Origin of the sequence: Nocardia sp. NBC_00403 (genome assembly GCF_036046055.1) — a bacterium.
GTDB lineage: Bacteria > Actinomycetota > Actinomycetes > Mycobacteriales > Mycobacteriaceae > Nocardia.
This window is the reverse complement of record NZ_CP107939.1, coordinates 2,544,541-2,569,547: the sequence shown is the minus strand read 5'-3', so window position 1 is coordinate 2,569,547 and position 25,007 is coordinate 2,544,541. Positions and strand designations below refer to the sequence as shown.

Genomic DNA, 25,007 nt, shown 5'->3' with positions numbered 1-25,007 from the left:
CCGTCAGCGACCGAGCTCGTCGTAGAGCGTGCGCAGATCACGCAGTCCGGCGGCAGCGATCTGTTCGTCCTCGGCGGTCATGCGCAACGCTCGTCGCAATAGCACCGGATCCAAATCATCCATGGCCGAATGGAATTCGATCTTCGGGAGCTTCGGCAGCTCGGTCCGGTCGCCGTAGGGATCATCGGACTGCGCCGGATTCGGGTCCCGTTCGATGCCCGCGATGAGCGTATCCAGATCGAGCCCACGCAGCGTCAGAATCTCGCGCGGGCGCTCGTCGAGCCGTTCGGCGAGCAGGTAGCAGGTCGCGGCGACGTGCTTACACGGCCAGCCGGGATCCGGGCAGGTGCAGGCGAAATCCAGATCCGCGGCCGTGGTCGGCAATAGATGCGGGCCGAGTCCTGTCGGCAAGGCGCCGGAAGCGATCTCGGCGAGCATTCCCGGTGCCGTGCGGATGGTCTCGATGAGCAGCGCCAGTTCCTCATCCCGCAGCGGTCGGACGGTGAACACTGCCGTGAACGGACGGGGCTGGCTGCCCTGCACTTCGGCGGTCACCGCGCCCGGCTCGATCCGATAGCTCACCACCTGCCCGGATCTGGCGTAGGTGCGGCCGCGGGCCAGCCGACCCGGCTCCGACATCGCCTCCACCGCCTCGATCAGTGCCTTCCCCCACCACGTGTGCCCGAATGCGCCACGGCGGCTGCGCGCCTCGACCCCACCCGACACCGGGCGGCGCTTGCCGTACTTGCTGTAGTCGGTGTAGGGACTCAATCGCCCACCGCCTCCGACCCGAGGGCGAACAGATCACGCAGTTCGTCGGTGCTCAGCTCGGTGATCCAGTTCTCCCCCGCCTCGATAGCCAGATCGGCGAGTTGCCGCTTGCCGCTGATCATTTCGTCGATTCGCTCCTCGATGGTGTCGACGCAGATCAGCTTGCGCACCTGCACATTGCGCTGCTGACCGATGCGGAACGCACGGTCGGTGGCCTGGTTCTCCACCGCCGGATTCCACCAGCGGTCCAGGTGCACCACGTGATTGGCCGCGGTGAGGTTCAGTCCGGTGCCGCCTGCTTTGAGCGACAACAGCATCAACGGCGGGCCGCCGGGCTCCTGGAACCGGGTCACCATGGTGTCGCGACGCTTCTTCGGCACACCGCCGTGCAGGAACGGGATCTCGGTGCCGAAACGCTCGACGAGGTAGGGCGCGACGAGGTCGCCGAATTCGCGGAACTGGGTGAACAGCAATGCCTTCTCGCCGTCGGCGAGCACGGCGTCGAGCACGTCCTCCACCAGGGCCAGCTTGCCCGAGCGATGGCTGCCGCGATGCAGCACGCCGGAACCGTCGCCGAGGAAATGCGCCGGATGGTTGCACACCTGCTTGAGGCGGGTCAGCGCCCCGAGCACAGCGCCCTTGCGCGCCATGCCCTTCGCGTCCCTGATCTTGTCGATCATGTCGTCGACCACCGCTTGATACAGCGCCGCCTGCTCCACCGTCAGGTTGGCCCGCACCGTCATTTCCAGCTTCTCCGGCAGGTCGCTGATCACGGTGGGATCGGTCTTCACCCGGCGCAGCACGAACGGCTGGGTGATCATGCGCAGGCGGCTGACCGCGTTCTCGTCACGCTCCCGTTCGATGGGCACGGCGAACCGCGCACGGAAGGACTGCGGTGTGCCCAGCAGCTTCGGGTTCGCGTAATCCATGATCGACCGCAGCTCTTCCAGCCGGTTTTCCACCGGAGTTCCGGTGAGCGCCAGCCGATGCCGCGCCCGCAACGACCGTGCCGCCCGCGCCTGCCTGGTCGCCGCATTCTTGATGTGCTGCGCCTCGTCGAGCACGATCCGATCCCACTGCCTGCGTCCCAGCTCCGTGGCATCCCGAGCCAGCAGCGCGTAGGTCGTGATCACCAGATCCGCGTCCGCTACCGCCGCGTCCAGCTCCTCGCCCGCCAGCCGCCCGACCCCGTGATGCACCCACACCCGCAGATCCGGCGCGAACCGCTCGGTCTCGCGCTGCCAGTTACCCACCACCGACATCGGGCACACCAGCAGGGTCGGACCGGGCGAACCATCGCCCGACTCTCCACCATCGCCAGGCCAGCCGCCCGCCGCTTCGCGCTCATGCACCAGCAGGGCGAGTACCTGCACCGTCTTGCCCAGCCCCATGTCATCGGCAAGGATTGCGCCGCAACCCAACCGGCTCATGGTGGCCAACCAGGACAGGCCGCGCTCCTGGTAGGGCCGCAGTTGCGCCTTCAGTCCGATCGGCGTTGGCACCGGTTCGGGTTCGCGCGCCTGATCGAGCAGTTCGGCGGCCCAGCCGGTCGCGGTGACTTCGGTGATCGGCACCTTCGCGACATGACCCGCGCCGAGTTCGCCGATCAGATCGGCGAAGGTGAGTTCGGTGTCGTCGGTGTGGGCGGCGACGTAGCGGGCCGCGGCGGCGAGCACCTTGTGGTCGGCCTGCACCCACTCGCCGCGCAGCTGCACCAGGTCGGATTTGGCGGTGATCAGTCGTTGCATCTCGGCCTTGGTCAGCACGGTGTCGCCGAGCGCGAGTTCCCAACGGTAGGACACGAGTCCGCGCATACCGACCGTGCTCTCGGCGGCAGGCACGGCGCTGTCCACCCGCATGCGCATGGTCGGGGACGAAATGTTCCAGGCCCGCGGCAGCATTAGTCGAATGCCGTCCGCCCGCAGCGCGTGCGCACCATGGGCGACCAGGTCGACGACCACCTCGGTCGGCAGCAACAGATCCAGCGCGCGGGGGTCACTCGGCAGGTCGCGCAGCCGCGGATAGGCGCGTTGCGCGACCCCCAGCTTTTCCACCGCGGTGCGAACCAGACTCGGATCACCGTGGAGCGGTACAGGACTCGGGGCCTCGCCCTCGGTCTGCAGGCACACCTCCAAGCGCCACAGGGCCACCGCCTCGTCCTCGGTGCCGAGTTCGCCGTCCGGCTCCAGTAGCCGCAACACCAGATTCGGCTCATCACCGGTCAGGCTCGCGCGCCACCGTTCGAGTGCCTCGGCCAGCCGGTGACTTCCGCCGTCCAGAGCCACATCACCGAGCAGTGCGGCCACCAGCGGATGGGTGGACTCCCCGAGGTCGAGCAGTTCTCTGGCAATGGGATCGGTGAGTTCGGCGACCATGTCGTCGAGCACTGCACCGGGCCGACCGGCAACGCGAAGGGCGGCGGGCATGGCCACGGCAAGTTCGGCGAGCCAGGCGCGTTGCCGCTCGCCGCCGACCAGCCGCCAGCGCACCCACCATTGGCCATCGTCGCGGCGCAGCTCCGGCACGATCCGGCCGGCCCGCGCCCAGCATTCGATGCCGTGCGCGACATGGGCGAGGAAGCGCAGATCCCCCGCGACCGCCTCGGCGGGCAACCGCTGCCGCAACGCGCCCGCCGCTGCGACCGGTGCCATGGCGTGCGCGCGCACCTGCTGGGTCGGCGCCTCGTGCGCATGCGAGTGCGCCGCCGTGTGTCCACGCGCTTGCCCGGTGGCCACCCCATGTGCGCGCTCGGCCGGCACTCCGGGCACCGGCGTTTGCTCCGCATCCGACCCGATCACCAGCACCTCGGCCCGATGCCGGAATCGCGACGTCCGCAGCACACTGCCCAGCGGATCGGATAGCGCGACGACCGGCGAGTGCTGCCAGAGCAGCAACCCCGATCCCGGCGACCACAGACCGTGCAGCATCAATCTATCCAAGCAGGCGGGTCCGACGCTCCTGCGTCGGCCGTCGCGCCGGATTCCTGGATTTCTGAGCGCGGTCGGAACATACTGGGATATCCCCTGGTCATTGCGGCTGAATCGGAACTAGGTGCCAGCGGGAAGCTTAGGTATCTACCACAGAGTTTTAGGTATCTATGAAAAGCGGAGGGCAGCAGCATGACGATTCTGCTCCAGGCACTCGAGCAGAGCTTCACGCCTACGACGCCGTGGGAACGACGCAGATTCACCTTCGTGAATACCACCAAGATCGTCGGTATGCGACTGGACGGACAGTGCGGCGTGTGGCTCGACCTGTCCCGCCCCGGTGAATCACAGCGCTTGGCCCGCACACTGGATCCGCGTGACGCGATCACCTTCCTGCTCACCGCCTTCGCCAAGATCGCGGAGTGCGAGGAACGCGGCGGATCGTGGCTGATCGGGCATGACGGCGTGCGCGTCGAATCGATCGCGGCCACCAGGTTCCCGCCACGCTCGAGCGAGGTCACCGACGACGAGTTACTGGCTCGCGCCTGGTTATGAGGTCGGCCCGCGGCAATTTTTGCCGGGCGCACGATCTCCGGATTCTACGAATGTCGGTTCGCGCGGGTAGATCCGACGCCCTGCTGACATTCGGCGATTGCCGCTGCTCTCAGCGCATGGCTGCCACCCGCCCGTGCAGGCAACTGCCTACGCGGGCAAATACAACACCGTCGCCATCCGATCCAACCTGCCGGTGACCACCACCGACAACGCGCATCGAACGACGTCGCCTGCACCTGCCCGTGATCGAACCTCAGCTACCGGTGGCGACCGGACGCTTGGGGTCGTTCGACCATTGCGACCACGAACCCGGATAGAGGGCGGCCTGCACACCGGCGACCGCGAGTGCCGCAACCTGATGGGCCGCGGTGACGCCGGAACCGCAATACACGGCGACCGGCCCGGAACCGAATTGGGCGAAGCGGCTGCGCAATTCGTCCGCCGCTCGGAAGCGGTCGGCGGCATCCAGGTTTGCCGAGGTCGGCGCGCTGTGCGCGCCGGGGATATGTCCCGCCTGCGGATCGATCGGCTCCACCTCGCCGCGAAAGCGCTCGCCTGCGCGCGCATCGAGCAGCACGCCGTCCCATTTGGCCGCCGCGTCGGCGTCGATGGTCGGCAGGTGCCCTGGGCTGAGCTGCACATCGCCGGGTTCGGGATCCGGCTCGCTGCCGGCGGCGATCGCACCGCCCGCACTCGTCCATGCGGGCAGTCCGCCGTCGAGGATCCGCACATCGGCGATCCCGGCCCAGCGCAGCAGCCACCAGGCCCGCGCAGCCGCCATGCCGCCGGTCGCGTCGTAGACGACGACGGGATCACCGGTCCGCACCCCCCAGCTGCGCGCGCACTTCTCCAGCTGCGCGACCTCGGGGAGCGGATGACGTCCACGCGCCGGCGAAGGCGGCGCGGCCAGTTCGGTCTCCAAGTCGACGAACACCGCGCCGGGAATGTGGCCGTCGAGATAATGCTGCGGGCCGTCCGGGTCACCCAATGCCCAGCGCACATCGAGCAGGCGAACTCGCTTGTCCGCCAAGGTTTCCCGCAACTCCCCTGCCGAGATAAGTACCGCGCCCACCACAGCTCCTCGTTCAGAATCCGTACCCTCGAGCACCGACTTTCCCCACCCTACGCAGTTGCGGGTGGCGGTGTCCGCGCGGATCGAAAGTACTCGCCGGTAGTACCGATCTGCCCCGTATCCGTGGTCTTGCCCACATCGCGGCCGGAATTCAGTCCAGTTCCGGACCACTGGCTGGTGACATGCGGTGGCGGGTGACGGCAGTATCCCGGAGATGTCCCAGGTTTCCCCGGCGTCCGAAACGACCGATCCGATGCCGGATTCGACGATGCCGCACAAACCTGCGGCACTTCCCGGATCAACGGTTTCGCCGGACCCGACCGACTCATATGAGCACACAGCGCCGGCCAGTTCGAGCGTGCTGCCGGAGCCCACCATGCCGGCCAGGTCGAGCGTTTCACCGGAGCCGACGATGCCGACCGCTTCGAGCGTCTCACCCGAGCCGACCAGTTCGAGCGAGTCACCCGAGCCGATCGGGTGGCCCGAGGCCGAGGGAGGGTCCACCGAAACAGGGCTCGCACACCCGCTCGGGGCCGGGGTGGTCACCGCTCTGGTCGGGTTCACCAGTTCGTTCGCGGTCGTGCTCGGTGGTTTGACCGCCGTCGGGGCCACCTCGGCGCAGGCGGCGTCGGGACTGCTCGCGATCTGTGTCACCCAAGCCGTCGGCATGATGTTGCTGAGCTATCGGTATCGAATGCCGATCACGCTGGCGTGGTCGACGCCGGGGGCCGCGCTGCTCGCGAGCACCGGCGCGGTGGCGGGCGGCTGGGCCGCGGCGGTCGGCGCGTTCGCCCTCGCCGGTGTACTGATCGTGATCACGGGGTTGTGGCAGCGGCTCGGGGGGCTGGTTGCCGCGATTCCGGTGGAGATCGCACAGGCCATGCTGGCGGGGGTGCTCTTGCCCCTGTGCCTGGCTCCCGTGAAAGCGGTGCAGACCAGTCCGGCGGTGGTGGTTCCGGTGATCGTCGTCTGGCTGGTGCTGCAGCGCGTGGCCAAGCGGTGGGCGGTGATCGCGGCGTTCGCTACCGCGGCCGTGGGTGCGGGGATCAGCATCACGGTGCAGCACAAGCACCTCGATCTCGCCGCGATGGCGCCCTCGATCGAACTGACACTGCCGCACTGGAATTGGCAGGCGATGATCGGCGTCGCGATCCCGCTCTACATCGTCACCATGGCCTCGCAGAACCTTCCCGGCATCGCGGTGATGAGTTCCTTCGGCTACAAAGTGCCATGGCGCGCGGCCATGAGCGTGACCGGCATCGGCACCATCCTCGGCGCTACCGCCGGCGGCCACGCGATCAATCTGGCCGCGATCAGCGCCGCCCTGTCGGCCGCACCCGCAGCGCACCCGGACCCCAAACGACGCTGGATCGTGGCGTTCACCGCGGGCGTCACCTACCTGATCCTCGCGCTCGGCTCGGCCGCACTGGTCACCCTGATCGCCACCGCACCGAAGGGCACCCTGGAAACCGTTGCGGGCCTTGCTCTGCTTGCCACCCTGGCCGCGGCATTGGCAGGCGCACTGAAGTCGGAGCAGCACCGCGAAGCAGGCGTTGTCACCTTCTTGATCGCTGCGTCCGGCGTCGGCTTCCTCGGCATCGGCGCGGCCTTCTGGGCGCTGATCGCCGGACTGGTGGTCCGGCAGGTCCTCACCCGCCGCACGGCTCGGTCCTGAACCTCAGCGCGCGGATGCGGCGCCGACCACTGCGAGCGCCGAAGTGACTGTGTCCATGAGGTTTTCGACCACGGGCACCCCATAACGCCGCGCGGTCGACACCAGGTAGCGGTTGCGCTCCGGGTTCGGGCAATCCGGCGGACACCCGAGGACGACCCGGCCCGAGCGGGCATACAGGCCGAACTCCACGTTGGTCGTGAAGCCCGGCAGCCGCCGAATATCCCGCGGGATCCAGAACAGGATCGCGCTGGCGCTGTCGAGTCCGGCGACCTCCCAGTCGACCTGATCGTCGTAGTCCGATTCCCGCAGCCCGCCCCCGGTTTCCGGAGCAAGCACCAGCAGCGGTCCAGGACCTTGCCAGTACGCTTCGATGGCGGCTATGGCAGCCGGACGCCAGGAGGGCGTGTCGGCGTCCCGTGGCGTCGGGCCGGCGAGGAACACACTCGGCCCGGCCGGGATGGGCTCGCGCGCCCAGATCACAGTGACTCGGTCGTTCATGCGCGTTCCGCCTCCATGCCTTACTTTCGGGGACCGGTCCTATGAGACCACAGACCTGATCAGCGAGCGGGTAAGTGGTTGCGGCTCAGGCGGAGACGGGCACCGGGTCGGATTCCGAGGTCGGTACGCCGCCGGTGAGCAGATCCGTCCGAAACGCGGCAGCACGCCGAGCACCACCAGGATTACCCCCGCTCGTCGCGGTGACGTGGCGGCTGCGCACCCGTGCATCGGCGAATGTGTGACTACATGCGGCCGAGGAGAGTGAGCGGGTCCTCGAGGAGACCTGCGACGGTCGCGAGGAATCGGGAGGCGAGCTCACCGTCGATCATGCGGTGATCGAAGCTGATGCCGAGGGTGGTGACCCAGCGGACGGCCACCTCGTCGCGGAACACCCAGGGCCGCTTGCGGATCGAGCCGAGGCACAGGATCGCCGCCTCGCCGGGATTGACCAGCGGTACCCCGATGTCGACACCGAACACTCCGACATTGGTGATGGTGAAGGTGCCGCCACGCAGATCGGCGGGCGTCGCGCTGCCCGACCGGGCCGTTTCGGCCAGCCAGCCGATCTCCTGGCACAGCTCGCGCAGACTCAGTGCCTGAGCTTCCTTGAGATTGGGCACCAGCAGGCCGCGTTCGGTGGCTACCGCGATGCCCAGATTCACATAATGCTTGGTGACGATCTCCTGCTTCGCTTCATCCCACGATGCATTGATATCGGGGAATTCCGCGAGGGCGGCGAGAACGGACTTGGCGATCAGCGCGAGCGGAGTCAGCGCCAGCCCCTGGAACGACTTCGTGGTGCGCAAGTGGTCGAGCAACTCCATCGATGCGGTGAAGTCGAGGGTGACGAAGGTGCTCGCCTGCGGGATGGTGCGAGCGCTCGCGACCATGGCCGCCGCGGTGCGCTTGCGGATGCCACTGATCGGGGTGCGTTCCTCGCGGGCGGCAGGCCGGATCAGGCCGCCGTGCTGATCGCTGTCCGACCGCGGAGCCGCCGCTGCCCGAGCCGGTGTGTGGGTGGCCGCCGGGCGCGGCTGGGAGACCGGGACGGCGTCGCGGACATCCTCGACGGTCACCGCGCCGTCAGGTCCGGAACCCGCGATATACCAGAGGTCTATCCCGAGTTCGCGGGCGAGCCTGCGGGCCGCTGGTGTCGCCGCGGCTCGGGCGGTCTGCGGTACCGGTGCGACCGTATTATCCTGCGGCGCGTCGGGTTCCACCGCGACGGGAGCAGGCTTGCGGCGACGGGAAACCGTTTCCCCTTCGGGACCGTAGCCGACGAGCACGGCGGTGCGTCCGGTGCCGTTCGCCGAACCGTCCGGCACCGAGTTGTCTTGTTCCGCGGCGGTCGGCACGGGGGCATCCGCCTCGGTGCGCACGCGAATCAGTGGCGCGCCCACCAGCACGGTGTCGCCCGGCTGGGCGAGCAGCTCGACGACCGTCCCCGCGAACGGCGACGGCAACGCGACGACGGCCTTGGCAGTCTCGACCTCCGCGATCGTCTGATTCAACTCCACCGTGTCGCCGATGCCCACCGACCAGGACACCAGTTCGGCGTCCGCGAGCCCTTCGCCGAGGTCGGGTAGCCGGAATTCCAGATCTGCCACGGAGGCACCTCTCACTGAGCGGGCGAGGTCAGGCGGCGAGCGAGCGATCGACCGCCGCCAGGATGCGGTCGGGGTCGGGCAGGTGGTACTTTTCGAGCTTAGCCGGGGGGTAGGGGATGTCGAACCCGCCGACGCGCAACACCGGCGCCTCCAGGTGATAGAAACAGCGCTCGGTGATGCGCGCGGCGATTTCGGCGCCGAGCCCCGCGAAAACCGGCGCCTCGTGCACCACGACCAGCCGGCCGGTCTTGGTGACCGACGCCTCGATGGTGTCGAAGTCGATCGGCGAGAGGCTGCGCAGATCGATCACCTCCAGCGAATGCCCCTCCTCGGCAGCGATTTTCGCCGCGGTCAGCGCGGTCCCCACGGTGCCGCCGTAGGCAACAACAGTCGCGTCGGCGCCGGGTACGCACACTCGCGCCCGGTCCAGCGGGATGTCGTCGATCGCGGCGAAGTCGACGTCGGCCTTGTCCCAGTAGCGCCGCTTGGGTTCGAAGAAGATCACCGGGTCGTCCAGCGCGATCGCCTGGCGGATCATGAGATACGCATCGGCCGGGTTGCTCGGTGTCACCACCCGCAGTCCGGCGGTGTGCGCGAAATAGGCCTCCGGCGACTCCGAATGGTGTTCCACCGAACCGATCCCGCCGCCGAACGGAATGCGAATCGTGAGGGGCGCGATCACCTTGCCCTGCGTCCGAAAGTGAATCTTGGCGACATGCGAGACGATCTGGTCGAACGCCGGATACACGAAGCCGTCGAACTGTATCTCACAGACCGGCCGAAAGCCGCGCAGCGCCATGCCGAAAGCCGTTCCGATGATGCCGGACTCGGCGAGCGGAGTATCGACGACGCGGTTGTTGCCGAAGTCTTTCTGCAAGGTGTCGGTCACCCGGAACACGCCCCCGAGGTGACCGATGTCCTCGCCCATCAGCACGACCTTCGGGTCGTCTTCCAGCGCCCGCCGCAACCCGGCGTTGAGCGCGGCCGCGAAGGTGGTGATCATGAGTGGACTCCTTCCTGGTGCACCGCAGCATCGCCGGGATCGCCGGCCAGATACTGCGCGTACTCGCTCCGCTCCTGAGTGATCAGCGGATGCGGGGTGGCATAGACGTGCTCGAACAGCTCCATCGGCGCCGGATCGGGCATATCGATCGTCGCGGATCGCACTTGATGCGCGACCTCGTCGGCATGGGCGGCAACTCGCCGCTCGAATGCCTCGTCCCACAGCGACTCCCGTTCCAGCAGCTTGCGCAGCCGGTCGATCGGGTCGCGGCGCTTCCACTCCTCGGTCTCGGCGGCGGAGCGGTAGCGGGTGGGATCGTCGGCGGTGGTGTGCGGGCCGATTCGATAGGTGATGGCCTCGATGAACGACGGGCCGCCGCCCGACCTGGCCCGTGCGATGGCCTGCCTGGTCACCGCCAGCACCGCGAGCACATCGTTGCCGTCGACCTGGAGTCCGGGAATGCCGTAACCGTAGGCGCGGCGCGCGATCGGCGTCGCGCTCTGGATGCGCACCGGGGAGCTGATCGCCCAGTGGTTGTTCTGACAGAAGAACACCACCGCCGCGCTCCAGCTCGCGGCGAAGCCGAGCGCCTCGGCGAGATCGCCCTGGCTCGTTGCGCCGTCGCCGAAATAGGCGATGGTCGCAATTTCCGCGCCCTCGAGGTGGGCGGCGTAGGCGTAGCCGGTCGCGTGCAGACCCTGTGAGCCGACGATGATGTTCGGGTTGGTCATGTTCACCGCGTGCGGATCCCAGCACGAGTGCGCGACGCCGCGCCACAGCCGGGTCAGTTCGGTGGGATGGACGCCGCGGCAGTAGGCGACGGCATGCTCGCGGTAGCTGCAGAACGCGTAGTCGTCGGGGTGCAGTGCCCGCGCCGAGCCGATCTGGGCGGCCTCCTGGCCGAGCATCGGGGCCCACAGTCCGAGTTGGCCCTGGCGTTGCAGTGCGGTGGCCTCGATATCGATCCTGCGGGTGACGACCAGATCTTCGTACAGGTCGCGCAGCTGCTCGGGCCCGATATCGGCGACCAGCGCGGCATACTCCCGGTCGAACACGCGACGACCGTCGGGCTGGATCAATTGAATGGGATACGCAGACTTGTCTGGCATCGTGATCGCCTCCTCACCACGGGCGCCGAGCGCGTGTGTCCTATATCACACAGCATGCCTCAGATGTCGATCTGCGCAAGCGTTCGGCACGCGAGTGAGCAGAATGCCCAATTCCGGCAGGGCAAGCAATGTCATACTGCGTTGTATGTCCAGTAGAGAACCCGTCGACGCCACCCTGGACGCCACCGATGCGCGGCTGCTGCTGGAGCTCGTCGCCAATCCACGCGCGACCGGTGTGGAGCTGGCCACCCGGCTCGGGCTGTCCCGCAATACCGTGCAGGCTCGGCTGTCGCGCTGGGAGGCGAGCGGTGTGCTCGGCAGCTTCGAGCGGCGGGTCCACGCGCGAGCTCTCGGCTATCCGCTGTCGGCCTTCGTCGCGGTCGTCGTCGATCAGCATCAGCTGGATTCGGTGGTCGACGAACTTGCCGAGGTGCCGGAGGTGACCGAGGTGTGCGGCATGACCGGGCCGACCGACCTGACCGTCCGGGTGGTCGCCCAGGACGCGGACGACCTGTACCGGATCGCCGGGCAAATCCTGAAGATCCCCGGCGTGGAACGGACCAATATGGCGCTGGTGATGCGGGAATTGGTCGGGCCGCGTACCGCTCCGCTGCTCGACCGGCTGGCCGGGTCGGGCTCCTACCCGCGGTCGGCGCTGGAACCCGGCATCCGTCCGTAACGACGACGCGCCCGGGTGGCGCGGTGGGACAGCGCCGAGGCGTGGCGGGCGGCCCGGGACGAATCCCGCTTTCCAGCAGCGCCTTGCCGCGGCGCCGACCTACGTGACCGCCAATCCCGCGCTGTACGAGGTGGTCGCCGAGTTCTAGGGTGCGGGCATGGAGATTTCGGGCAAGGTTGCGATCGTCACCGGCGCGGGTGCGGGCATCGGGGCTGCGCTGGGGCGAGGGCTGGCCGCGAACGGTGCGCGGGTGGTGCTCGCCGACCTGGATGCGGACGCCGTCGCGGGCGTCGCCGATTCGATCGGCGCGAGCGCGGTGGCGGTCGGCGGCGATGTTGCCGACGAGCAGACGATCCAGGGGTTGATCGATCGCGCCGTCGCCGAATTCGGTCCGGTGGACCTGTATTTCGCCAACGCCGGAATCGGCGGCGGACCAGGGCTCGACAGCACCGATGCGCAGTGGTCGGCCGCGCTGGAAGTCAATGTGCTCGCCCATGTGCGGGCCGCGCGACTGCTGATGCCAGACTGGCTGGAGCGCGGCAGCGGCTATTTCGTCAGCACCGCGTCGGCGGCCGGACTACTCACCCAAATCGGCTCCGCACCCTATTCGGTGACCAAGCACGCCGCCGTCGGCTTCGCCGAATGGTTGTCGGTCACCTACGGAGACAAAGGGATCCGTGTCAGCTGCGTATGCCCGATGGGCGTCGACACCCAGCTACTCCGCGGCGGGCTCATCCCCGAAGACGCCGCCGCCGGCGAACTCGCCATCAAAGCCGTCACCACCGCAGGTGCCGTGCTGACACCCGAGCAGGTCGCCGAGGTCATCCTCGCAGGTGTCGACGCCGAACACTTCCTGATCCTCCCCCACCCCGAGGTCCTGAAAATGTACCGCCACAAGGGCGCCGACTACGACCGCTGGCTCGAAGGCATGCGCCGCTTCCAATCCGCCCTACAGAGCTAGCCGGTATCGAGGGCAGTCGAATGGTGGTCCCGGAGACCTGCCCCAATTTCACTAGCGCCGACAGCCCGACGGCCCGCGCCTGCCGGAAGGCCTACTCGGTGACGAGCGTGGCGGCAGCAGCACGGATGACCTCGGGAATCTCTACCGGTTTGCGGGTCTCGGCGTCGACGTAGACATGCACGAAGCTGCCCGTGGCGGCAAGCTCGAGAGCGTCGCCGTCTTCGCGGAAGATCGCCAGGTCGTAGGTGATGCTGGAGCGCCCGAGCCGGGAAACGCGCAAGCCGACCTGGAGTCGGTCGGGAAAGCTCAGCGACCCGAGGTACTGGCAGGAAGTCTGGGCGACCACACCGAGCGCGGGCAGCTCCCGAATATCGGTGCCGGTGGCCTGAATCAGCCACGCATTGACCGCGGTGTCGAAATACGAGTAGTACGTCACGTTGTTCACGTGCCCGTAGTGGTCGTTATCGGCCCACCGGGTCGGCACCGGCCAAAGGACTGGATACTGCTGCGTCACCCGGCCGACGATAGCTCAGCCGGGGTCGCGCCCTGACGGTGGTCGCGAGGGCTGACGCCGAAGTGGCGTTTGAATGCGGTGCTCAATGCGAAGGCGCTGCCGTAGCCAACTTGGCGGGCGATCGATTCGATGGTGGCGTCGGACTCCTGGAGATAGTCGGCGGCGAGTGCGAGACGCCATTCGGTGAGGAATGCCATCGGCGGTTCGCCGACCAGATCGGTGAAGCGGCGAGCCAATGCGGCTCGTGAGACGCCGACCGCCTCGGCCAGGCTGGCGACCGTCCAACCGTGCGCCGGGTTGTGTTGCAGGAGCCGCAGCGCCTTGCCGACCAGTGGGTCGCTGTAGGCGTGATACCACGCGGGTGCGTCGTTGCGGGCGAACCAGGCGCGCAGCGCGGCGATCAGCACCAGATCGAGCAGCCGGTCCAGGACCACGTTCTGGGCGGGCTCGTCCTTGGTGGCCTCGTCGACGAGCACGTCGAGCAGCCGGGTGTCGAGGTCACCGCGCGACAATACGACGACCGGCGGCAGAGCGCGCAGCAGTCGTTGGCTTGCCGCGCCTGCGGACTCGTAAGTACCTGTCACCATCATGGTGGTGCCGTCCGCGTCGGTGCCCCATTGACGTGTGCCGAGACTCAATGTCTCACAAAGGATTTCACCGTCAGGAGTCCTGGTGACATTGCCGGGATCGATATAGATCTGCGGTTCGGTGGCGGGGTCGTCGGCGAGTGTGTAGTGGTCGGGCCCGCGAAAGATCGCGATGTCGCCCGCTCTGATTTGCCGTGGCGCGGCAGGCTTTCCGCCCGGCTCGGCCATCACCCACGCAGAGCCTCGGATCATCGATACGACCGTCAGCGGAGCCTGGTCCTGAATACGCAGCGACCACGGTGGTGCCAGCAGCGAACACATCACGAACGCACCTCTGGCGCGTGGACCTTCGAGCAGACTGGCGAGCGCATCCACACGACAACAGTAGACGATGGCACATGATCATGAGCCGCTGAACTATGTCTGCGCTCGGCCTGCGCCGATGTACTTGAAACATGACAAACAGCACCGGTCGCCGGCCCCTCATCCTCGTCACCGGCGGCACCGGCAAGACGGGCAGCCGCATCGTGACCCGGCTACGGCAATCATGGCATCCGGTCCGGATCGGCTCTCGCACCGCGACCATCCCGTTCGACTGGGAAGATCGCGACACCTGGGCTCCGGCGCTGAGCGGCGTCTACGCGGTGTACATCGCGTACCAGCCCGACCTCGCCGTGCCGAGCGCCCCGATCGCCATTCGCCGGTTCGCCGCCGCGGCCAAGGCCGCCGGCGTCAGAAAGCTCGTGCTGCTGTCCGGCCGCGGCGAACCGGAAGCACTGGAATGTGAGCAGATCGTGCGGGATTCCGGCGTCGACTGGACCGTTGTGCGCTGCAGCTTCTTCGCCCAGAACTTCAGCGAGGGCGCCTTCACCGACTATGTGCTCGCCGGTGAGGTCGCGCTGCCCAACGGTGACGTTCCCGAGCCGTTTGTGCACGTCGACGATATTGCCGACGTCGCTGTCGCCGCGCTCACCGAGGACGGGCACAAGGGCGAGGTCTACGAGCTGACCGGACCGCGCGCGCTGACCTTCGCCGAGGCCGTCGCCGAGATCGCGGCGGCAACCGCGCGCGAGATCGCCTATATCCCGCTGTCCCGAACCGATTTCATTGCGGCACTGACCGAATACCAATTCCCCGCCGATGTGGTCAGCCTGCTCGACTACCTGTTCGGCACGGTGCTGGACGGCAGGAACTCCGCAACCACGGACGGCGTGCACCGCGCGCTCGGCAGGCAGCCGAAAGATTTCTCCGAGTACGTCCGGGATGCGGCGGTCTCCGGAGTCTGGAACACACCGGGCCCGGTGACAGGTTGTTACTGCGACAACGCGGAGGCATGTGTCTGGAAGTACCGGCAGCCCCATCGTTCTTCGGCAGTCGAGTGATGCCCGACGCGACTTGGCTCCCACGCCCAACGGGACTCCCGCACCCAACGGGGAGGTGACGAGCACGCCGGCGTCCGTGGTGACCGCGCAGTCCGAACAGCCCGCGACGCGGTCGCGAGCAGACCGCTCGCCCATCGGAATTATCGTCGGTACCGTCGAATCGGTGGCAACCTCGACAATCGACCCCGCGACCCGTATCGCTCGTGCCGCAGTATTCGTAGTGTTCGCACTGAACGGTTTCCTGCTGGCCATGTGGGTGGTCCACATTCCGGCCGTCACCGATCACACCGGCGTTTCGAAGTCGACGCTGGGCATGTTCATCCTGCTGATGGCAGGCGCGGGCATCGTCGGCATGCGGATCGCCGGCCCGCTCGCGGACCGCTTCGGCAGTCGCACCCTGGTCGGCGTGGCCGCGGCCATCGCGTCGGTCGCGGTGCTCGGCCCCGGCCTTGCCAACGGCCCTGTCACGCTGGCTATTGCGCTGGCCTGCTTCGGTTTCGGCAACGGAGCGCTGGACGTGTCGATGAATACCCAAGCGGTACACGTGGAACGCAGCTATGGACGTCCGATCATGTCCGCATTCCACGCGCTGTTCTCCGGCGGCGGACTCCTCGGATCCCTGATCGGTGCGGCGGCGCTGCGCGCAGGTTGGGACGCGCGACCGACCTTGACGCTCGCGGCGATCGCCGGCTTGATCGTCACCGCCGCGGTCGTCCCGCAACTGCTCCGCGATACCCGATCCGAATCGAGGACTCCCGAACCGTCCCCCGCACCGCCCGACGGCGGCAGCCGAACGGAACCGATCGACGGCCCCGGAGCGCAGGCTGGGCAGCAGCCGAGTCGTGCAGATCAGCGCCGAAAGGTGCTGGCGCTGGCAGCTATAGCCTTCGGCGTGCTGCTCGCCGAGGGCGTGGCCAACGACTGGAGCACGCTACAGATGCGCGAGCACCTCGGTGTCGACGAGGCCACCGCGGCACTGGCCTACAGCGCCTTCTCGATCACCATGACCGCGGGCCGATTCACCGCGGACCGCATCAGCGGCGCGTTCGGCCGTGTCACGTTGGTCCGCTACGGCAGCGCACTCGCCGCCCTCGGCATGGGCCTGATCATGGTGTCCGGCTGGGTGCCGCTGTCCTTGCTCGGCTGGGCGGTCGCCGGACTCGGCCTGTCCGGCACCGTCCCCCAGATCTTCACCGCGGCAGGCAATCTCGGTACCGACACCGCCGCCACCGACATGTCCCGCGTTTTCAGCCTCGGCTACTTCGGCCTGCTCGCCGGCCCCGCGGTTATCGGCTGGCTGACCGCCCTCGTACCCCTCACGGTCGCGATGGCCGTCCCGTTCATCGCGGTACTCCTATGCTGCCGCTACGCGAGTGTTGCTGTCCCGCAACGGAACTGATTTAAGTCGGCGACATCATGGCCGGTCCCCCGAGAGCTGTCGGTCGAGCAAGCGCAGCCAGCTCCCGCCACTGCGGCAGTGGCAATGCCGCGGGATCTGTCGAGAGCACTTGCAGGCATACGTGATCGGCCCCCGCGTCCAGGTGTCCGCGCACCCGGTCGGCGATCGTGTCCACATCGCCGTACGCCACGATCGCGTCGACGAGGCGTGAGCTCGGGCCGCCCAGGATGTCCGCGTCACCGAAACCCAGCCGCCGGACATTGGCCACCTGGTGTGGCGCCGAATCGAGATAGCCCGCGATATGCGCCTGGGCGACCGCACGGGCCCGCATCCGATCGGTGTCGAGGACGACGACCTGCTCGACGCCGAGGAACGCATCCGACCCGATGATCCGCCGCGCCTCAGCGGTGTGCTCTACGGGCGCGTGGTACGGGTGCGCACCCCAGGTACGTTCGGCCGCCAACGCCAGCATCTTGGGCCCCAAAGCGGCGAGGACCCGTCGCGGTGGCGGGTCGGGCGTCGGCCCGTACTGCGGAACAGCATCCATCGCGTCGAGATATCCGCGCATCAGCGCCAATGGTTTGCCGCCCGAGGGAATCGTGTATCCGCCGGCGTCGACCGAACGCCCACCGACCCGCTGGCCGCCGAGCCCGAGCAGGTATCGGCCGGGAAACGCCTCGCCGAGCGCGCGCTCGGCGGTGGCCAGCGCCATCGGATCACGCAGTGCCACATTGGCTATGCCCGCGGCGATCACCAGCTTTTCGGTCGCACCGAGCAACAGCCACGCCTGCCCCACGGTGTCACGGCCGAACGCTTCGCCGAACCAAAGGGCCCCGTAGCCCAGTTCCTCGATCTCCGCGGCGGCGTCTCGGACCAGTCTCGCCGGTTGCCTGTCGAAGGCGAAGGTCCAGATACCCACGCTGCCGAGTGCCCGTTCCACCATCATCGTCTCCTACACAATCAAACGGAGAGGTTCTCCATTTACTGCACGGTACGATACGGAGAACTTCTCCGGATCACCAGGGGTGTGCATGCGAGTCGACGCACAACGGAACTACGAGCGGGTGCTCGCCTCGGCAGGCCGCGCGTTCGCCGAAGAGGGCCCCGAGGCATCGCTCAACGACATCGCCCGCCGCGCCGGGGTCGGCCCCGGAACCCTCTACCGGCACTTCCCCAACCGCCAGACGCTGCAGGCGGCCGTGCTGCGCGAGCGGATCGACACGCTGTGCGGTTACGCCGAGGAACTGAGTCCGAGCGAGCCGATCTCCGCGCTCACCAGCTGGCTGCGCGCCCTACTGATCCATGCCCGCACCGATCACGGCCTCGGCGGCGCGGTCCTGGCCGGGCCGGTCGAGCTGGGCTTCGACTGCCAGCTGGCCATCCACCAGGCCGGTGCGGTATTGCTTGCCAAGGCCGAGGCAGCCGGTGGAATCCGCACGGATATCACCATCGACGATGTGATCCAGCTGATTGCGGGCATCGCCTTGGCGGCCCGGCACAGCACCGACCCCGACCAACCCGATCGACTACTCCAGCTCGTACTGGACGCGCTGCGGCGACCACGCGAATAGTGTTGTGCCGCAGCCGGCGGCGACCTCGGTATGTTCGTAGCATGTTCGACAACAACAGACTCGAGCGCAAGATCGAACGGCTCGAACGCAAGCTCGATCTGATCATGAAGCATCTGGGCATCCCCGACCCCGCCGCGACGCTCGGAAACACCGAGATCGATGAACTCATCCTGCAGGGCAAGAAGATCCAGGCCATAAAGCGCTATCGGGAACTCGACCCGAGCGCCGGGTTGAAGGAAGCCAAGGAGGCGGTGGAGGCGCGCGAACACCAGCTCCGGCACCGCTGACGCCGCAGCAAAGTCCATGACGCCGGGAAAGCCCGTCTCCGCGAACGGAAACGGGCTTTCCCGATCCCGGTGCGGCCTGAGAGAGCTTGTGCACCAGGGGTTTGGAGCAGTGCGAATGCTGCGCTTTTGCCGTCTTTACAGCGCCTTCAGTTCCTCGGTCACCGCGCCGACGGACTTCTTGGCGTCGCCGAACAGCATGGAGGTGGTATCGGCGTAGAACAGCGGATTGTCGATACCGGCGAAACCGGAGTTCATCGAACGCTTGAGCACGATGACGCTCTTGGCCTGGTCGACATTCAGCACCGGCATGCCGTAGATCGGCGAGGACGAGTCCTCCCGCGCGGCCGGGTTGGTGACATCGTTCGCACCGATCACGAGGGCGACATCGGTACGGCCGAATTCGCCGTTGATGTCGTCCATTTCCTTCATGGCGTCATACGAGACTTCGGCCTCCGCCAGGAGCACGTTCATGTGGCCGGGCATGCGTCCCGCCACCGGATGGATGGCGTACTTGACTTCGACGCCCTTGGCCTCGAGCAGCTCCGCCATCTCCTTGACCGCGTGCTGCGCCTGGGCGACGGCCATACCGTAACCGGGTACCACGATGACCTGGTTGGCATACGCCATCTGGATCGCGGCATCGGCGGCCGAGGTGGCCTTGGCCTGCTTGGCCTCGCCGTCGCCACTCGCGCCGGGAGCCGTTCCGCCGCCACCGAATCCACCGGCGACGATGGCCGGGATGGACCGGTTCATCGCCTTGGCCATCAGGTTGGTGAGGATGGTGCCGGACGCGCCGACGATCATGCCCGCCACGATCATCGCGGTGTTGTTCAGCGCGAGACCCGCTGCGGCAGCCGACAATCCGGTGAGCGCGTTGAGCAGCGAGATGACCACGGGCATGTCCGCGCCACCGATCGGGAGCACGACCGCGAGGCCGAGCACGCCGGCGAGCACGAGCACCGCGATCATCCACAGCTGCGACACACCGTCATCGGTGGCGCCGATACCGATCACCACGGCCGCCGTGATCGCGCCGAGCAGCAGCAACAGGTTCAGCGGTTGCTGAAGCTTGCCGAGGCCGATCGGACGGCCGGGCAGAATCTCCTGCAGCTTGCCGAAGGCGATCAGCGAGCCCCAGAACGAGATCGAGCCGATGATCGCCGCGAACAGCGAACCGACCACGATGTGCACGGTCGGCTCTTCATCGAAGCTCGAAAAGCCCTGGCTGTTGATGAATTCCGACCACGCGATCAGCGCGACCGTGCCACCGCCGACACCGTTGAACGCGGCGACCAACTGCGGCATCGCGGTCATTTTGGTGAACTTCGCGGGCGGCACGCCGAGGGCGATACCGACCACGAGCCCGGCGATGATCAAGATCCAGTTACTGGTGTGGCGTACCGAGATCAGGGTCGCGACAACCGCAATGAACATGCCGACCGCGGCGATCAGGTTGCCGCGCACCGCGGTCTTCGGACCGGTCAGGCCCATCAGTCCGTAGATGAACATGCCGAAGGCCACGATGTAGAGGCCGTTGACCAGATAGGTCACATTGTCGAAGGTGTGCATCACTTATCCGCCTTTACCGGCGCAGAGTCCCCGGGTCGCTGCGCAGGCTGCGCTCCCGTGGCCTTCTTGCCCTTGAACATGCCGAGCATCCGGTCGGTGACTACGAAACCACCGATGACGTTCAGCGTTCCGAACACGACGGCGACGAACAGAATGATCTGCGTCAGGATCGAGGGATCCTGCACATTGCCGAGGGTGACCAGCGCACCGAGCACGACGATGCCGTGAATGGCGTTGGTGCCCGACATGAGTGGGGTGTGCAGAGTATTGGGCACCTTGGAGATGACTGCGAAACCGACGAACCCGGACAGCACCAGGATCGCGATGTTCGCGAGCAGTTCGGTGTACATCAGGCATCACCCTCACGTGTCACGCAGGAATCGGCGAGCACCTGATCGTGGAAGTCGGGCGCGATCTTGCCGTCGACCAGCATCAGTTCCAGCAGTGCCGCAATGTTCTTCGAGTACAGCTCGCTGGCGTGCTCGGGCATGGTGGCGGGCAGGTTCAGCGGCGAGGCGATGGTGACCTCGTGCTTGACCACAACCTCACCCGGCTCGGTGAGCTCGCAGTTGCCGCCGGTCTCACCGGCCAGGTCGACGATCACGCTGCCGGGCTTCATGCCCTCGACTGCCGCGGCGGTGACCAGGCGCGGTGCCGGGCGGCCGGGCACGAGCGCGGTGGTGATCACTACGTCGAAGCCCTTGATGGCGTCTTCCAAAGCCTGCTGCTGGGTGGCCTTTTCCTCGTCGGTGAGCTCGCGGGCGTACCCGCCTTCACCGGCGGCGTCGATGCCGAGGTCGAGCCACTGCGCACCGACCGAGCGCACCTGATCGGCGACCTCGGGCCGCACGTCGTAGCCGGTGGTGCGGCCGCCGAGGCGCTTGGCCGTGGCCAGCGCCTGCAGTCCGGCGACACCGACGCCGAGCACCAGCACGGTTGCGGGCTTCACGGTGCCCGCCGCGGTGGTGAGCATCGGAAAGAAGCGCGTCGATTCCGACGCCGCGAGCAGCACAGCCTTATAACCGGCGACGTTGGCCTGCGAGGACAGCGCATCCATCACCTGGGCACGCGAGATGCGCGGGATGGCCTCGACCGCGAAGGCCTGCACCCCAGCGGACTTCAGCGCACCGATCTGGTTCTCGGCGTTGCGCGGGGCGAGGAAGCCGATGAGGGTCTGTCCGCTGGACAGCTTCTGCACCTCGGCGTCGCTCGGCGGGGCCACCTTCACGACCACCTCGGCCGACCACGGGTCGCCGATCGTCGCGCCTGCCTCGACATAGGCGGCGTCGGGAATGAGTGCGCCAAGACCGGCGCCCGATTCGACCACCACGTCCACGCCGTGCTTGCGCAGGCTGGGGATGATCTTCGGCACCAATGCGACACGCCGTTCGCCCGCGTTTGACTCGCGAACGACTCCGACCCGCGCGCCACGTGGCGACTGATCGCCTACGCTCTGCGTTGTCTCCACTTGTCAGACTTCCTTCTCGTGCTGAGCTTCAAGCAACCGGACGACGGCCGGACGATGTTACTTCAGAGTAAGTTCGTCCAAATCCTCGCAACTGTACCCGGCTCGCGGTGAGCGTAGCTGAGATGCCCGTCACATATTGTTGCCGGATTCCGCCGGTATGCCGGTTTCGGGGTGTTGGGGCGGACATGGTCGGTACCTCCGGCACTGGCGATTGATCGGGACTTACCCGCTCTGATAGTTGTCGCCGCAGGTGAACGCGACAAGACCGTACATAGAAGTCCTTTACCTACCCCGAGGTTCGAGAACTGGTCAGCGGCTCGACACACCGACCGACAGTGACGTGCATCATGCCGAATGCCGCATTCGGGGTATGCCGCGCTCGTCGTACGCCGTATGGTCGGCGATGTGAACGACTGCGTCTTTTGCCGCATCGCGGCGGGCGAAGCCCCGGCGACGAAGGTCTACGAGGACGACATACTGTGCGCCTTCCTCGACATCCGTCCCATCGCCCGCGGCCACACGCTGGTGATCCCGAAGCGCCACGCCACCGAGCTGGAGGACCTGGACGCCGAGCTCGGCGCACACATCTTCCGGGCCGGACACCGCCTGGCCCTGGCGATTCGCCGCAGCAGCCTGGCCGCCGACGGCGCCAATCTCGTTCTCAACGACGGCACCGCGGCCTTCCAAACCGTGCCGCATGTGCATCTGCACGTGATACCGCGCAGACACGGCGACAAGCTTCGCTTCGCGGCCGGACTGCTACTGCGCCGACCGCATGACCCCGCGACCACCGCCGTGGCCATCCAGGGCGGGATCGCGGCACTGGTCAACGAAGAAGAGCCGAGCACCGACGAGGCAGCGCCGACCGGCCGCGCCGAGAAAGGACCACAACGATGACCGACCCGACCCTGGACCGGACCGAGCTGATCGGCACGCTGTCCGACCAGTGGGATGCCATCGCGACGCTGGTCTCGGATCTCGACGACGACCGTTGGCGTACACCGTCTGCGCTGCCGGGCTGGACGGTGTTCGATGTGGTCGCCCATGTCATCGGCACCGAATCGTGGCTGCTCGGCGAGCGCCCGCCCGCGCACGATCCGACCAGGGAGAAGACCGATGTGCGCGCGCTCCCCTACGTGCGCAACGAGACCGCCGTCCTCAATGAGATCTGGGTCGACCGGTTGCGCCCGCTGTCGGGTCCCCGGCTGCTCGGGCTCTACCACGATGTCATCGACCGCAGGCGCGCGGCGCTCGCGGCGCTCGGCGACCCCGAATGGCAGGCCGAAACCCCCTCCCCGATCGGCCAGGTCAGCTACGGCCGTTTCATGCGGGTGCGGCTGTTCGACTGCTGGATGCACGAATTCGATATCGCCGACGCGCTCGGCGTGTCCGTCGAGGAGGGCGGCAGGCGCGGCGAACTGGCGTTCGCAGAGTTCGCCGGTGCGATCCCGCGAGTGGTCGTCAAGCGCGGCAAGGCACAGGACGGTGCGCGGATCACCTTCGAGCTGACCGGCCCGCTGGCCAGGACGCTGCACATCCAGGTGGCGGGCCGGGCGGCGTACGTGGACGCGTTCGACACCCCTGCGGACGTCGAGATCCGCTTGGACTCCGGGCTTTTCGTCCGCCTCGGCGGCGGAAGGACCACCGCCGACAAGCACCTCGACGCGATCGCCATCAGCGGCGACGAACAGCTCGGCCGGCAACTGGTGCACAATCTGGCCTTCACGCTCTGAGACGCGGTGCGACTGTTCCTGTCGAGCTACCGATTCGGGGCGCACTACGACCGGCTCGCCGAGCTCGTCGGCAAACCGGGCCGGGTTGCGGTGATTCCCAACGCCTGTGATGCCTGGCCCGCGGCATGGGCGGGCGCGGTCACCAGCGACACGGTGCCGCTACGCAAGCTGGGCTATACACCGGAGACGCTCGACCTGCGCGATTACGTCGGACGCGCAACAGAATTGGAGCGGACGCTGGCCGAATACCCACTGGTGTGGGTACGTGGCGGCAATACTTTTGTGCTGCGCGCCCAATTCGCCCGCAGCGGAGCCGATCTGGCGCTGCGGAAGTTACTGGCCGCCGACGCGCTCGTGTACGCGGGATACAGCGCGGGGGCGTGCATCATGGCCCCGGATCTGCACGGCCTCGACGAGATGGACGATCCCGCCGAAGTGGCACCGACCTGCGGTGTCGAACCCCGGTGGGACGGTATGGGATTGGTCGATCGCCGGATCGTGCCGCACATCGACTCCGCGACGGACCCGGACGGTTACGGCAACCGGCTCGCCGCGCGCTACCGGGCCGAGGGCACTGCGCACTGGGCGCTCGCCGATGACGATGTCGTAGTTATCGATGGCGACAAGACCGAGGTGCTGCGCTAGCCGGACGTTAGGGCGCGTCCGTGCGGCGGAACACCACCCAGCGCATCGCGCTGTACATATAGACCGCTTCGCAACCACCTGCCAGCAGCCTCGACAGGTGGTACTCGAGGCCGAGGGCGGTGAGCCCACTGCCGACACCGAGGATGAACGCGACATAGTTGATCGCGACAACCACCGTATACACCACCGCCTGCCTGCCGACCGGCGCATGCGAATGGAAATTGAAGGTGCGATTGAGCACGAAGCTCAATCCGAAGGCGCACACGTAGGCCACCGTCACCGACAGCCAGACCGGAAGCCCCCACCAACCGTGGAACACCGTCAGCAACACCAGGTCGACGCCGAAGGTGCAGCCGTTGATCAGCGCGAAGCCGAGGAAGGTCGGGGCGACAAGACCATTCAGGCCCCAGGGCAGGCGCGCGACAACGGCGACGCACCAGCGGGTGAACCTATCGGCAACGGTGTCGGTGGTCGTGGCAAGGCCTGGCACGCCGCCAGCATGGCAGCGGCAGGTGTCCACGAAGTGATCGCCGGGCAAACCGGCAGGTCGAACGGCCGCAATCAGCCGATCCGGGTGAGCGGAGGCCGGCGGTCGAGCGCCGACCACGCGGCCAGACAGCGCCTGCGAGTCACGTCGTCGGCCTCCTCCAGCAGTGCGTCGAGCAGGACGAGCGGGTCTTGCCGCCATTGCTCGGCGACGGTCGTCAACGCCGCTTTGTCGAAGACCCCGGAACGATCCAGCGCGGTGAGCCATTCGCCGAACTGGCCGGCATGGATTCGGCTCAGCACGCTCGCATCGATGCCACCGTCGACGAACTCGTGCGAGAACATCGCCGCGACCAGCTCGCGGTAGTCCGGTGAAACGACCTGCATCAGTGCCTCCTCCAAACGCCCAACGCTCCCTCGCCTGGATTCTTACCACCACTGGGCCCGAGCACCCCTCCCCACCGGCGAGGGCACCACCGCCAGCCGGCCCGGCCCCAGCCGATGCGCAG

General features: G+C 67.4%; 26 protein-coding genes. 11 read left to right on the top strand and 15 right to left on the bottom strand.

Annotation, left to right across the window (positions count from 1 at the left end; genetic code table 11):
- Positions 1 to 3: 3 nt before the first annotated feature.
- The gene (locus OHQ90_RS11245; protein WP_328409781.1) at positions 4 to 771 is read right to left on the bottom strand and encodes an SWIM zinc finger family protein; all 768 of its coding nucleotides are present in this window, start codon (positions 769 to 771) and stop codon (positions 4 to 6) included.
- Entirely contained in the window at positions 768 to 3,698 is a 2,931-nt protein-coding gene (locus OHQ90_RS11240) for a DEAD/DEAH box helicase (protein ID WP_328409779.1), read from the bottom strand. Before OHQ90_RS11240 ends, OHQ90_RS11245 begins: the two co-directional genes overlap by 4 nt.
- A gap of 192 nt (positions 3,699 to 3,890) precedes the next feature.
- Between OHQ90_RS11240 and OHQ90_RS11235 the strand changes: the two genes are divergently transcribed.
- Positions 3,891 to 4,253 (top strand): hypothetical protein, encoded by a 363-nt coding sequence (locus tag OHQ90_RS11235; RefSeq protein ID WP_328409777.1) that lies wholly within the window; start codon positions 3,891 to 3,893, stop codon positions 4,251 to 4,253.
- A 253-nt stretch (positions 4,254 to 4,506) separates the two neighbouring features.
- Here OHQ90_RS11235 and OHQ90_RS11230 read toward each other — a convergent pair whose 3' ends face one another.
- On the bottom strand, positions 4,507 to 5,325 hold the full coding sequence (locus tag OHQ90_RS11230; protein ID WP_328409775.1) for a sulfurtransferase: 819 nt from the start codon (positions 5,323 to 5,325) through the stop codon (positions 4,507 to 4,509).
- Positions 5,326 to 5,737: 412 nt separating this feature from the next.
- Here OHQ90_RS11230 and OHQ90_RS11225 point away from each other — a divergent pair, with 412 nt between their 5' ends.
- Complete coding sequence (locus tag OHQ90_RS11225) at positions 5,738 to 7,000, top strand: benzoate/H(+) symporter BenE family transporter (RefSeq protein ID WP_328409773.1); 1,263 nt, start codon at positions 5,738 to 5,740, stop codon at positions 6,998 to 7,000.
- Positions 7,001 to 7,003: 3 nt separating this feature from the next.
- On the opposite strand, the gene OHQ90_RS11220 is transcribed toward OHQ90_RS11225, so the two are convergent.
- The 4 genes from OHQ90_RS11220 to pdhA form a co-directional block, all read right to left on the bottom strand.
- Entirely contained in the window at positions 7,004 to 7,498 is a 495-nt protein-coding gene (locus OHQ90_RS11220; RefSeq protein ID WP_328409772.1) for a nucleoside 2-deoxyribosyltransferase domain-containing protein, read from the bottom strand.
- 242 nt (positions 7,499 to 7,740) lie between these two features.
- Positions 7,741 to 9,105, bottom strand: a complete 1,365-nt coding sequence (locus tag OHQ90_RS11215) for a dihydrolipoamide acetyltransferase family protein (RefSeq protein WP_328409771.1) — start codon at positions 9,103 to 9,105, stop codon at positions 7,741 to 7,743.
- Positions 9,106 to 9,133: 28 nt separating this feature from the next.
- Positions 9,134 to 10,108, bottom strand: a complete 975-nt coding sequence (locus tag OHQ90_RS11210) for an alpha-ketoacid dehydrogenase subunit beta (protein WP_328409770.1) — start codon at positions 10,106 to 10,108, stop codon at positions 9,134 to 9,136.
- Complete coding sequence (gene pdhA, locus OHQ90_RS11205; protein ID WP_328409769.1) at positions 10,105 to 11,217, bottom strand: pyruvate dehydrogenase (acetyl-transferring) E1 component subunit alpha; 1,113 nt, start codon at positions 11,215 to 11,217, stop codon at positions 10,105 to 10,107. Before pdhA ends, OHQ90_RS11210 begins: the two co-directional genes overlap by 4 nt.
- Positions 11,218 to 11,362: 145 nt before the next feature.
- Between pdhA and OHQ90_RS11200 the strand changes: the two genes are divergently transcribed.
- Together OHQ90_RS11200 and OHQ90_RS11195 are read left to right on the top strand one after the other, a co-directional pair.
- Positions 11,363 to 11,896 (top strand): Lrp/AsnC family transcriptional regulator, encoded by a 534-nt coding sequence (locus OHQ90_RS11200; protein ID WP_328409767.1) that lies wholly within the window; start codon positions 11,363 to 11,365, stop codon positions 11,894 to 11,896.
- A 157-nt stretch (positions 11,897 to 12,053) separates the two neighbouring features.
- The gene (locus tag OHQ90_RS11195; protein WP_328409765.1) at positions 12,054 to 12,857 is read left to right on the top strand and encodes an SDR family oxidoreductase; all 804 of its coding nucleotides are present in this window, start codon (positions 12,054 to 12,056) and stop codon (positions 12,855 to 12,857) included.
- A 91-nt stretch (positions 12,858 to 12,948) separates the two neighbouring features.
- On the opposite strand, the gene OHQ90_RS11190 is transcribed toward OHQ90_RS11195, so the two are convergent.
- On the bottom strand, positions 12,949 to 13,371 hold the full coding sequence (locus OHQ90_RS11190; protein ID WP_328409763.1) for an acyl-CoA thioesterase: 423 nt from the start codon (positions 13,369 to 13,371) through the stop codon (positions 12,949 to 12,951).
- Positions 13,368 to 14,333, bottom strand: coding sequence for an AraC family transcriptional regulator (locus OHQ90_RS11185; RefSeq protein ID WP_328409761.1), 966 nt, complete (start codon positions 14,331 to 14,333; stop codon positions 13,368 to 13,370). Before OHQ90_RS11185 ends, OHQ90_RS11190 begins: the two co-directional genes overlap by 4 nt.
- Before the next feature lie 80 nt (positions 14,334 to 14,413).
- Between OHQ90_RS11185 and OHQ90_RS11180 the strand changes: the two genes are divergently transcribed.
- Both OHQ90_RS11180 and OHQ90_RS11175 read left to right on the top strand, forming a co-directional pair.
- Positions 14,414 to 15,340 (top strand): SDR family oxidoreductase, encoded by a 927-nt coding sequence (locus OHQ90_RS11180; protein WP_328409759.1) that lies wholly within the window; start codon positions 14,414 to 14,416, stop codon positions 15,338 to 15,340.
- Between the two features lie 163 nt (positions 15,341 to 15,503).
- Positions 15,504 to 16,739 carry an MFS transporter gene (locus OHQ90_RS11175; RefSeq protein WP_328409757.1) on the top strand — a complete coding sequence of 412 codons (1,236 nt, stop codon included), beginning with the start codon at positions 15,504 to 15,506 and terminating at the stop codon, positions 16,737 to 16,739.
- A gap of 1 nt (position 16,740) precedes the next feature.
- On the opposite strand, the gene OHQ90_RS11170 is transcribed toward OHQ90_RS11175, so the two are convergent.
- On the bottom strand, positions 16,741 to 17,685 hold the full coding sequence (locus OHQ90_RS11170) for a TIGR03620 family F420-dependent LLM class oxidoreductase (RefSeq protein ID WP_328409755.1): 945 nt from the start codon (positions 17,683 to 17,685) through the stop codon (positions 16,741 to 16,743).
- 85 nt (positions 17,686 to 17,770) lie between these two features.
- Here OHQ90_RS11170 and OHQ90_RS11165 point away from each other — a divergent pair, with 85 nt between their 5' ends.
- Both OHQ90_RS11165 and OHQ90_RS11160 read left to right on the top strand, forming a co-directional pair.
- Entirely contained in the window at positions 17,771 to 18,310 is a 540-nt protein-coding gene (locus tag OHQ90_RS11165) for a TetR/AcrR family transcriptional regulator (RefSeq protein WP_328409753.1), read from the top strand.
- 41 nt (positions 18,311 to 18,351) lie between these two features.
- Positions 18,352 to 18,597, top strand: a complete 246-nt coding sequence (locus OHQ90_RS11160) for a hypothetical protein (RefSeq protein ID WP_328409751.1) — start codon at positions 18,352 to 18,354, stop codon at positions 18,595 to 18,597.
- A gap of 135 nt (positions 18,598 to 18,732) precedes the next feature.
- Here the strand turns inward: OHQ90_RS11160 and OHQ90_RS11155 are convergent, their stop codons facing one another.
- Genes OHQ90_RS11155 through OHQ90_RS11145 form a run of 3 tightly spaced genes read right to left on the bottom strand, consistent with a single transcriptional unit; the run spans position 18,733 to position 21,634 of the window.
- Positions 18,733 to 20,148 carry an NAD(P)(+) transhydrogenase (Re/Si-specific) subunit beta gene (locus OHQ90_RS11155; RefSeq protein WP_328412769.1) on the bottom strand — a complete coding sequence of 472 codons (1,416 nt, stop codon included), beginning with the start codon at positions 20,146 to 20,148 and terminating at the stop codon, positions 18,733 to 18,735.
- A gap of 17 nt (positions 20,149 to 20,165) precedes the next feature.
- The gene (locus tag OHQ90_RS11150; RefSeq protein WP_328409749.1) at positions 20,166 to 20,516 is read right to left on the bottom strand and encodes an NAD(P) transhydrogenase subunit alpha; all 351 of its coding nucleotides are present in this window, start codon (positions 20,514 to 20,516) and stop codon (positions 20,166 to 20,168) included.
- Positions 20,516 to 21,634 carry a Re/Si-specific NAD(P)(+) transhydrogenase subunit alpha gene (locus OHQ90_RS11145; protein ID WP_328409748.1) on the bottom strand — a complete coding sequence of 373 codons (1,119 nt, stop codon included), beginning with the start codon at positions 21,632 to 21,634 and terminating at the stop codon, positions 20,516 to 20,518. The genes OHQ90_RS11150 and OHQ90_RS11145 overlap by 1 nt, the downstream gene beginning before the upstream one ends.
- Before the next feature lie 405 nt (positions 21,635 to 22,039).
- Here OHQ90_RS11145 and OHQ90_RS11140 point away from each other — a divergent pair, with 405 nt between their 5' ends.
- From OHQ90_RS11140 to OHQ90_RS11130, 3 genes are read left to right on the top strand one after another with little or no spacing between them, the layout of a single operon-like run.
- Positions 22,040 to 22,531 carry an HIT family protein gene (locus OHQ90_RS11140; RefSeq protein WP_328409746.1) on the top strand — a complete coding sequence of 164 codons (492 nt, stop codon included), beginning with the start codon at positions 22,040 to 22,042 and terminating at the stop codon, positions 22,529 to 22,531.
- Positions 22,528 to 23,367 carry a maleylpyruvate isomerase family mycothiol-dependent enzyme gene (locus OHQ90_RS11135; protein WP_328409744.1) on the top strand — a complete coding sequence of 280 codons (840 nt, stop codon included), beginning with the start codon at positions 22,528 to 22,530 and terminating at the stop codon, positions 23,365 to 23,367. The genes OHQ90_RS11140 and OHQ90_RS11135 overlap by 4 nt, the downstream gene beginning before the upstream one ends.
- Positions 23,368 to 23,373: 6 nt before the next feature.
- On the top strand, positions 23,374 to 24,012 hold the full coding sequence (locus OHQ90_RS11130; RefSeq protein ID WP_328409743.1) for a Type 1 glutamine amidotransferase-like domain-containing protein: 639 nt from the start codon (positions 23,374 to 23,376) through the stop codon (positions 24,010 to 24,012).
- 7 nt (positions 24,013 to 24,019) lie between these two features.
- Here OHQ90_RS11130 and OHQ90_RS11125 read toward each other — a convergent pair whose 3' ends face one another.
- A complete protein-coding gene (locus tag OHQ90_RS11125; protein WP_328409741.1) occupies positions 24,020 to 24,502 on the bottom strand; it encodes a GtrA family protein in 483 nt (160 codons plus the stop codon).
- A gap of 71 nt (positions 24,503 to 24,573) precedes the next feature.
- On the bottom strand, positions 24,574 to 24,885 hold the full coding sequence (locus tag OHQ90_RS11120; protein ID WP_328409739.1) for a hypothetical protein: 312 nt from the start codon (positions 24,883 to 24,885) through the stop codon (positions 24,574 to 24,576).
- Between the last annotated feature and the right edge of the window lie 122 nt (positions 24,886 to 25,007).

Excerpts from the sequence above, each read along its gene's own strand:
- OHQ90_RS11240 (WP_328409779.1), bottom strand. The coding sequence starts at position 3,698 with ATGCTGCACGGTCTGTGGTCGCCGGGATCGGGGTTGCTGCTCTGGCAG.
- OHQ90_RS11235 (WP_328409777.1), top strand. The coding sequence starts at position 3,891 with ATGACGATTCTGCTCCAGGCACTCGAGCAGAGCTTCACGCCTACGACG.
- OHQ90_RS11225 (WP_328409773.1), top strand. The coding sequence starts at position 5,738 with ATGCCGACCGCTTCGAGCGTCTCACCCGAGCCGACCAGTTCGAGCGAG.
- OHQ90_RS11220 (WP_328409772.1), bottom strand. The coding sequence starts at position 7,498 with ATGAACGACCGAGTCACTGTGATCTGGGCGCGCGAGCCCATCCCGGCC.
- OHQ90_RS11210 (WP_328409770.1), bottom strand. The coding sequence starts at position 10,108 with ATGATCACCACCTTCGCGGCCGCGCTCAACGCCGGGTTGCGGCGGGCG.
- pdhA (WP_328409769.1), bottom strand. The coding sequence starts at position 11,217 with ATGCCAGACAAGTCTGCGTATCCCATTCAATTGATCCAGCCCGACGGT.
- OHQ90_RS11200 (WP_328409767.1), top strand. The coding sequence starts at position 11,363 with ATGTCCAGTAGAGAACCCGTCGACGCCACCCTGGACGCCACCGATGCG.
- OHQ90_RS11195 (WP_328409765.1), top strand. The coding sequence starts at position 12,054 with ATGGAGATTTCGGGCAAGGTTGCGATCGTCACCGGCGCGGGTGCGGGC.
- OHQ90_RS11180 (WP_328409759.1), top strand. The coding sequence starts at position 14,414 with ATGACAAACAGCACCGGTCGCCGGCCCCTCATCCTCGTCACCGGCGGC.
- OHQ90_RS11170 (WP_328409755.1), bottom strand. The coding sequence starts at position 17,685 with ATGATGGTGGAACGGGCACTCGGCAGCGTGGGTATCTGGACCTTCGCC.
- OHQ90_RS11165 (WP_328409753.1), top strand. The coding sequence starts at position 17,771 with ATGCGAGTCGACGCACAACGGAACTACGAGCGGGTGCTCGCCTCGGCA.
- OHQ90_RS11160 (WP_328409751.1), top strand. The coding sequence starts at position 18,352 with ATGTTCGACAACAACAGACTCGAGCGCAAGATCGAACGGCTCGAACGC.
- OHQ90_RS11150 (WP_328409749.1), bottom strand. The coding sequence starts at position 20,516 with ATGTACACCGAACTGCTCGCGAACATCGCGATCCTGGTGCTGTCCGGG.
- OHQ90_RS11135 (WP_328409744.1), top strand. The coding sequence starts at position 22,528 with ATGACCGACCCGACCCTGGACCGGACCGAGCTGATCGGCACGCTGTCC.
- OHQ90_RS11120 (WP_328409739.1), bottom strand. The coding sequence starts at position 24,885 with ATGCAGGTCGTTTCACCGGACTACCGCGAGCTGGTCGCGGCGATGTTC.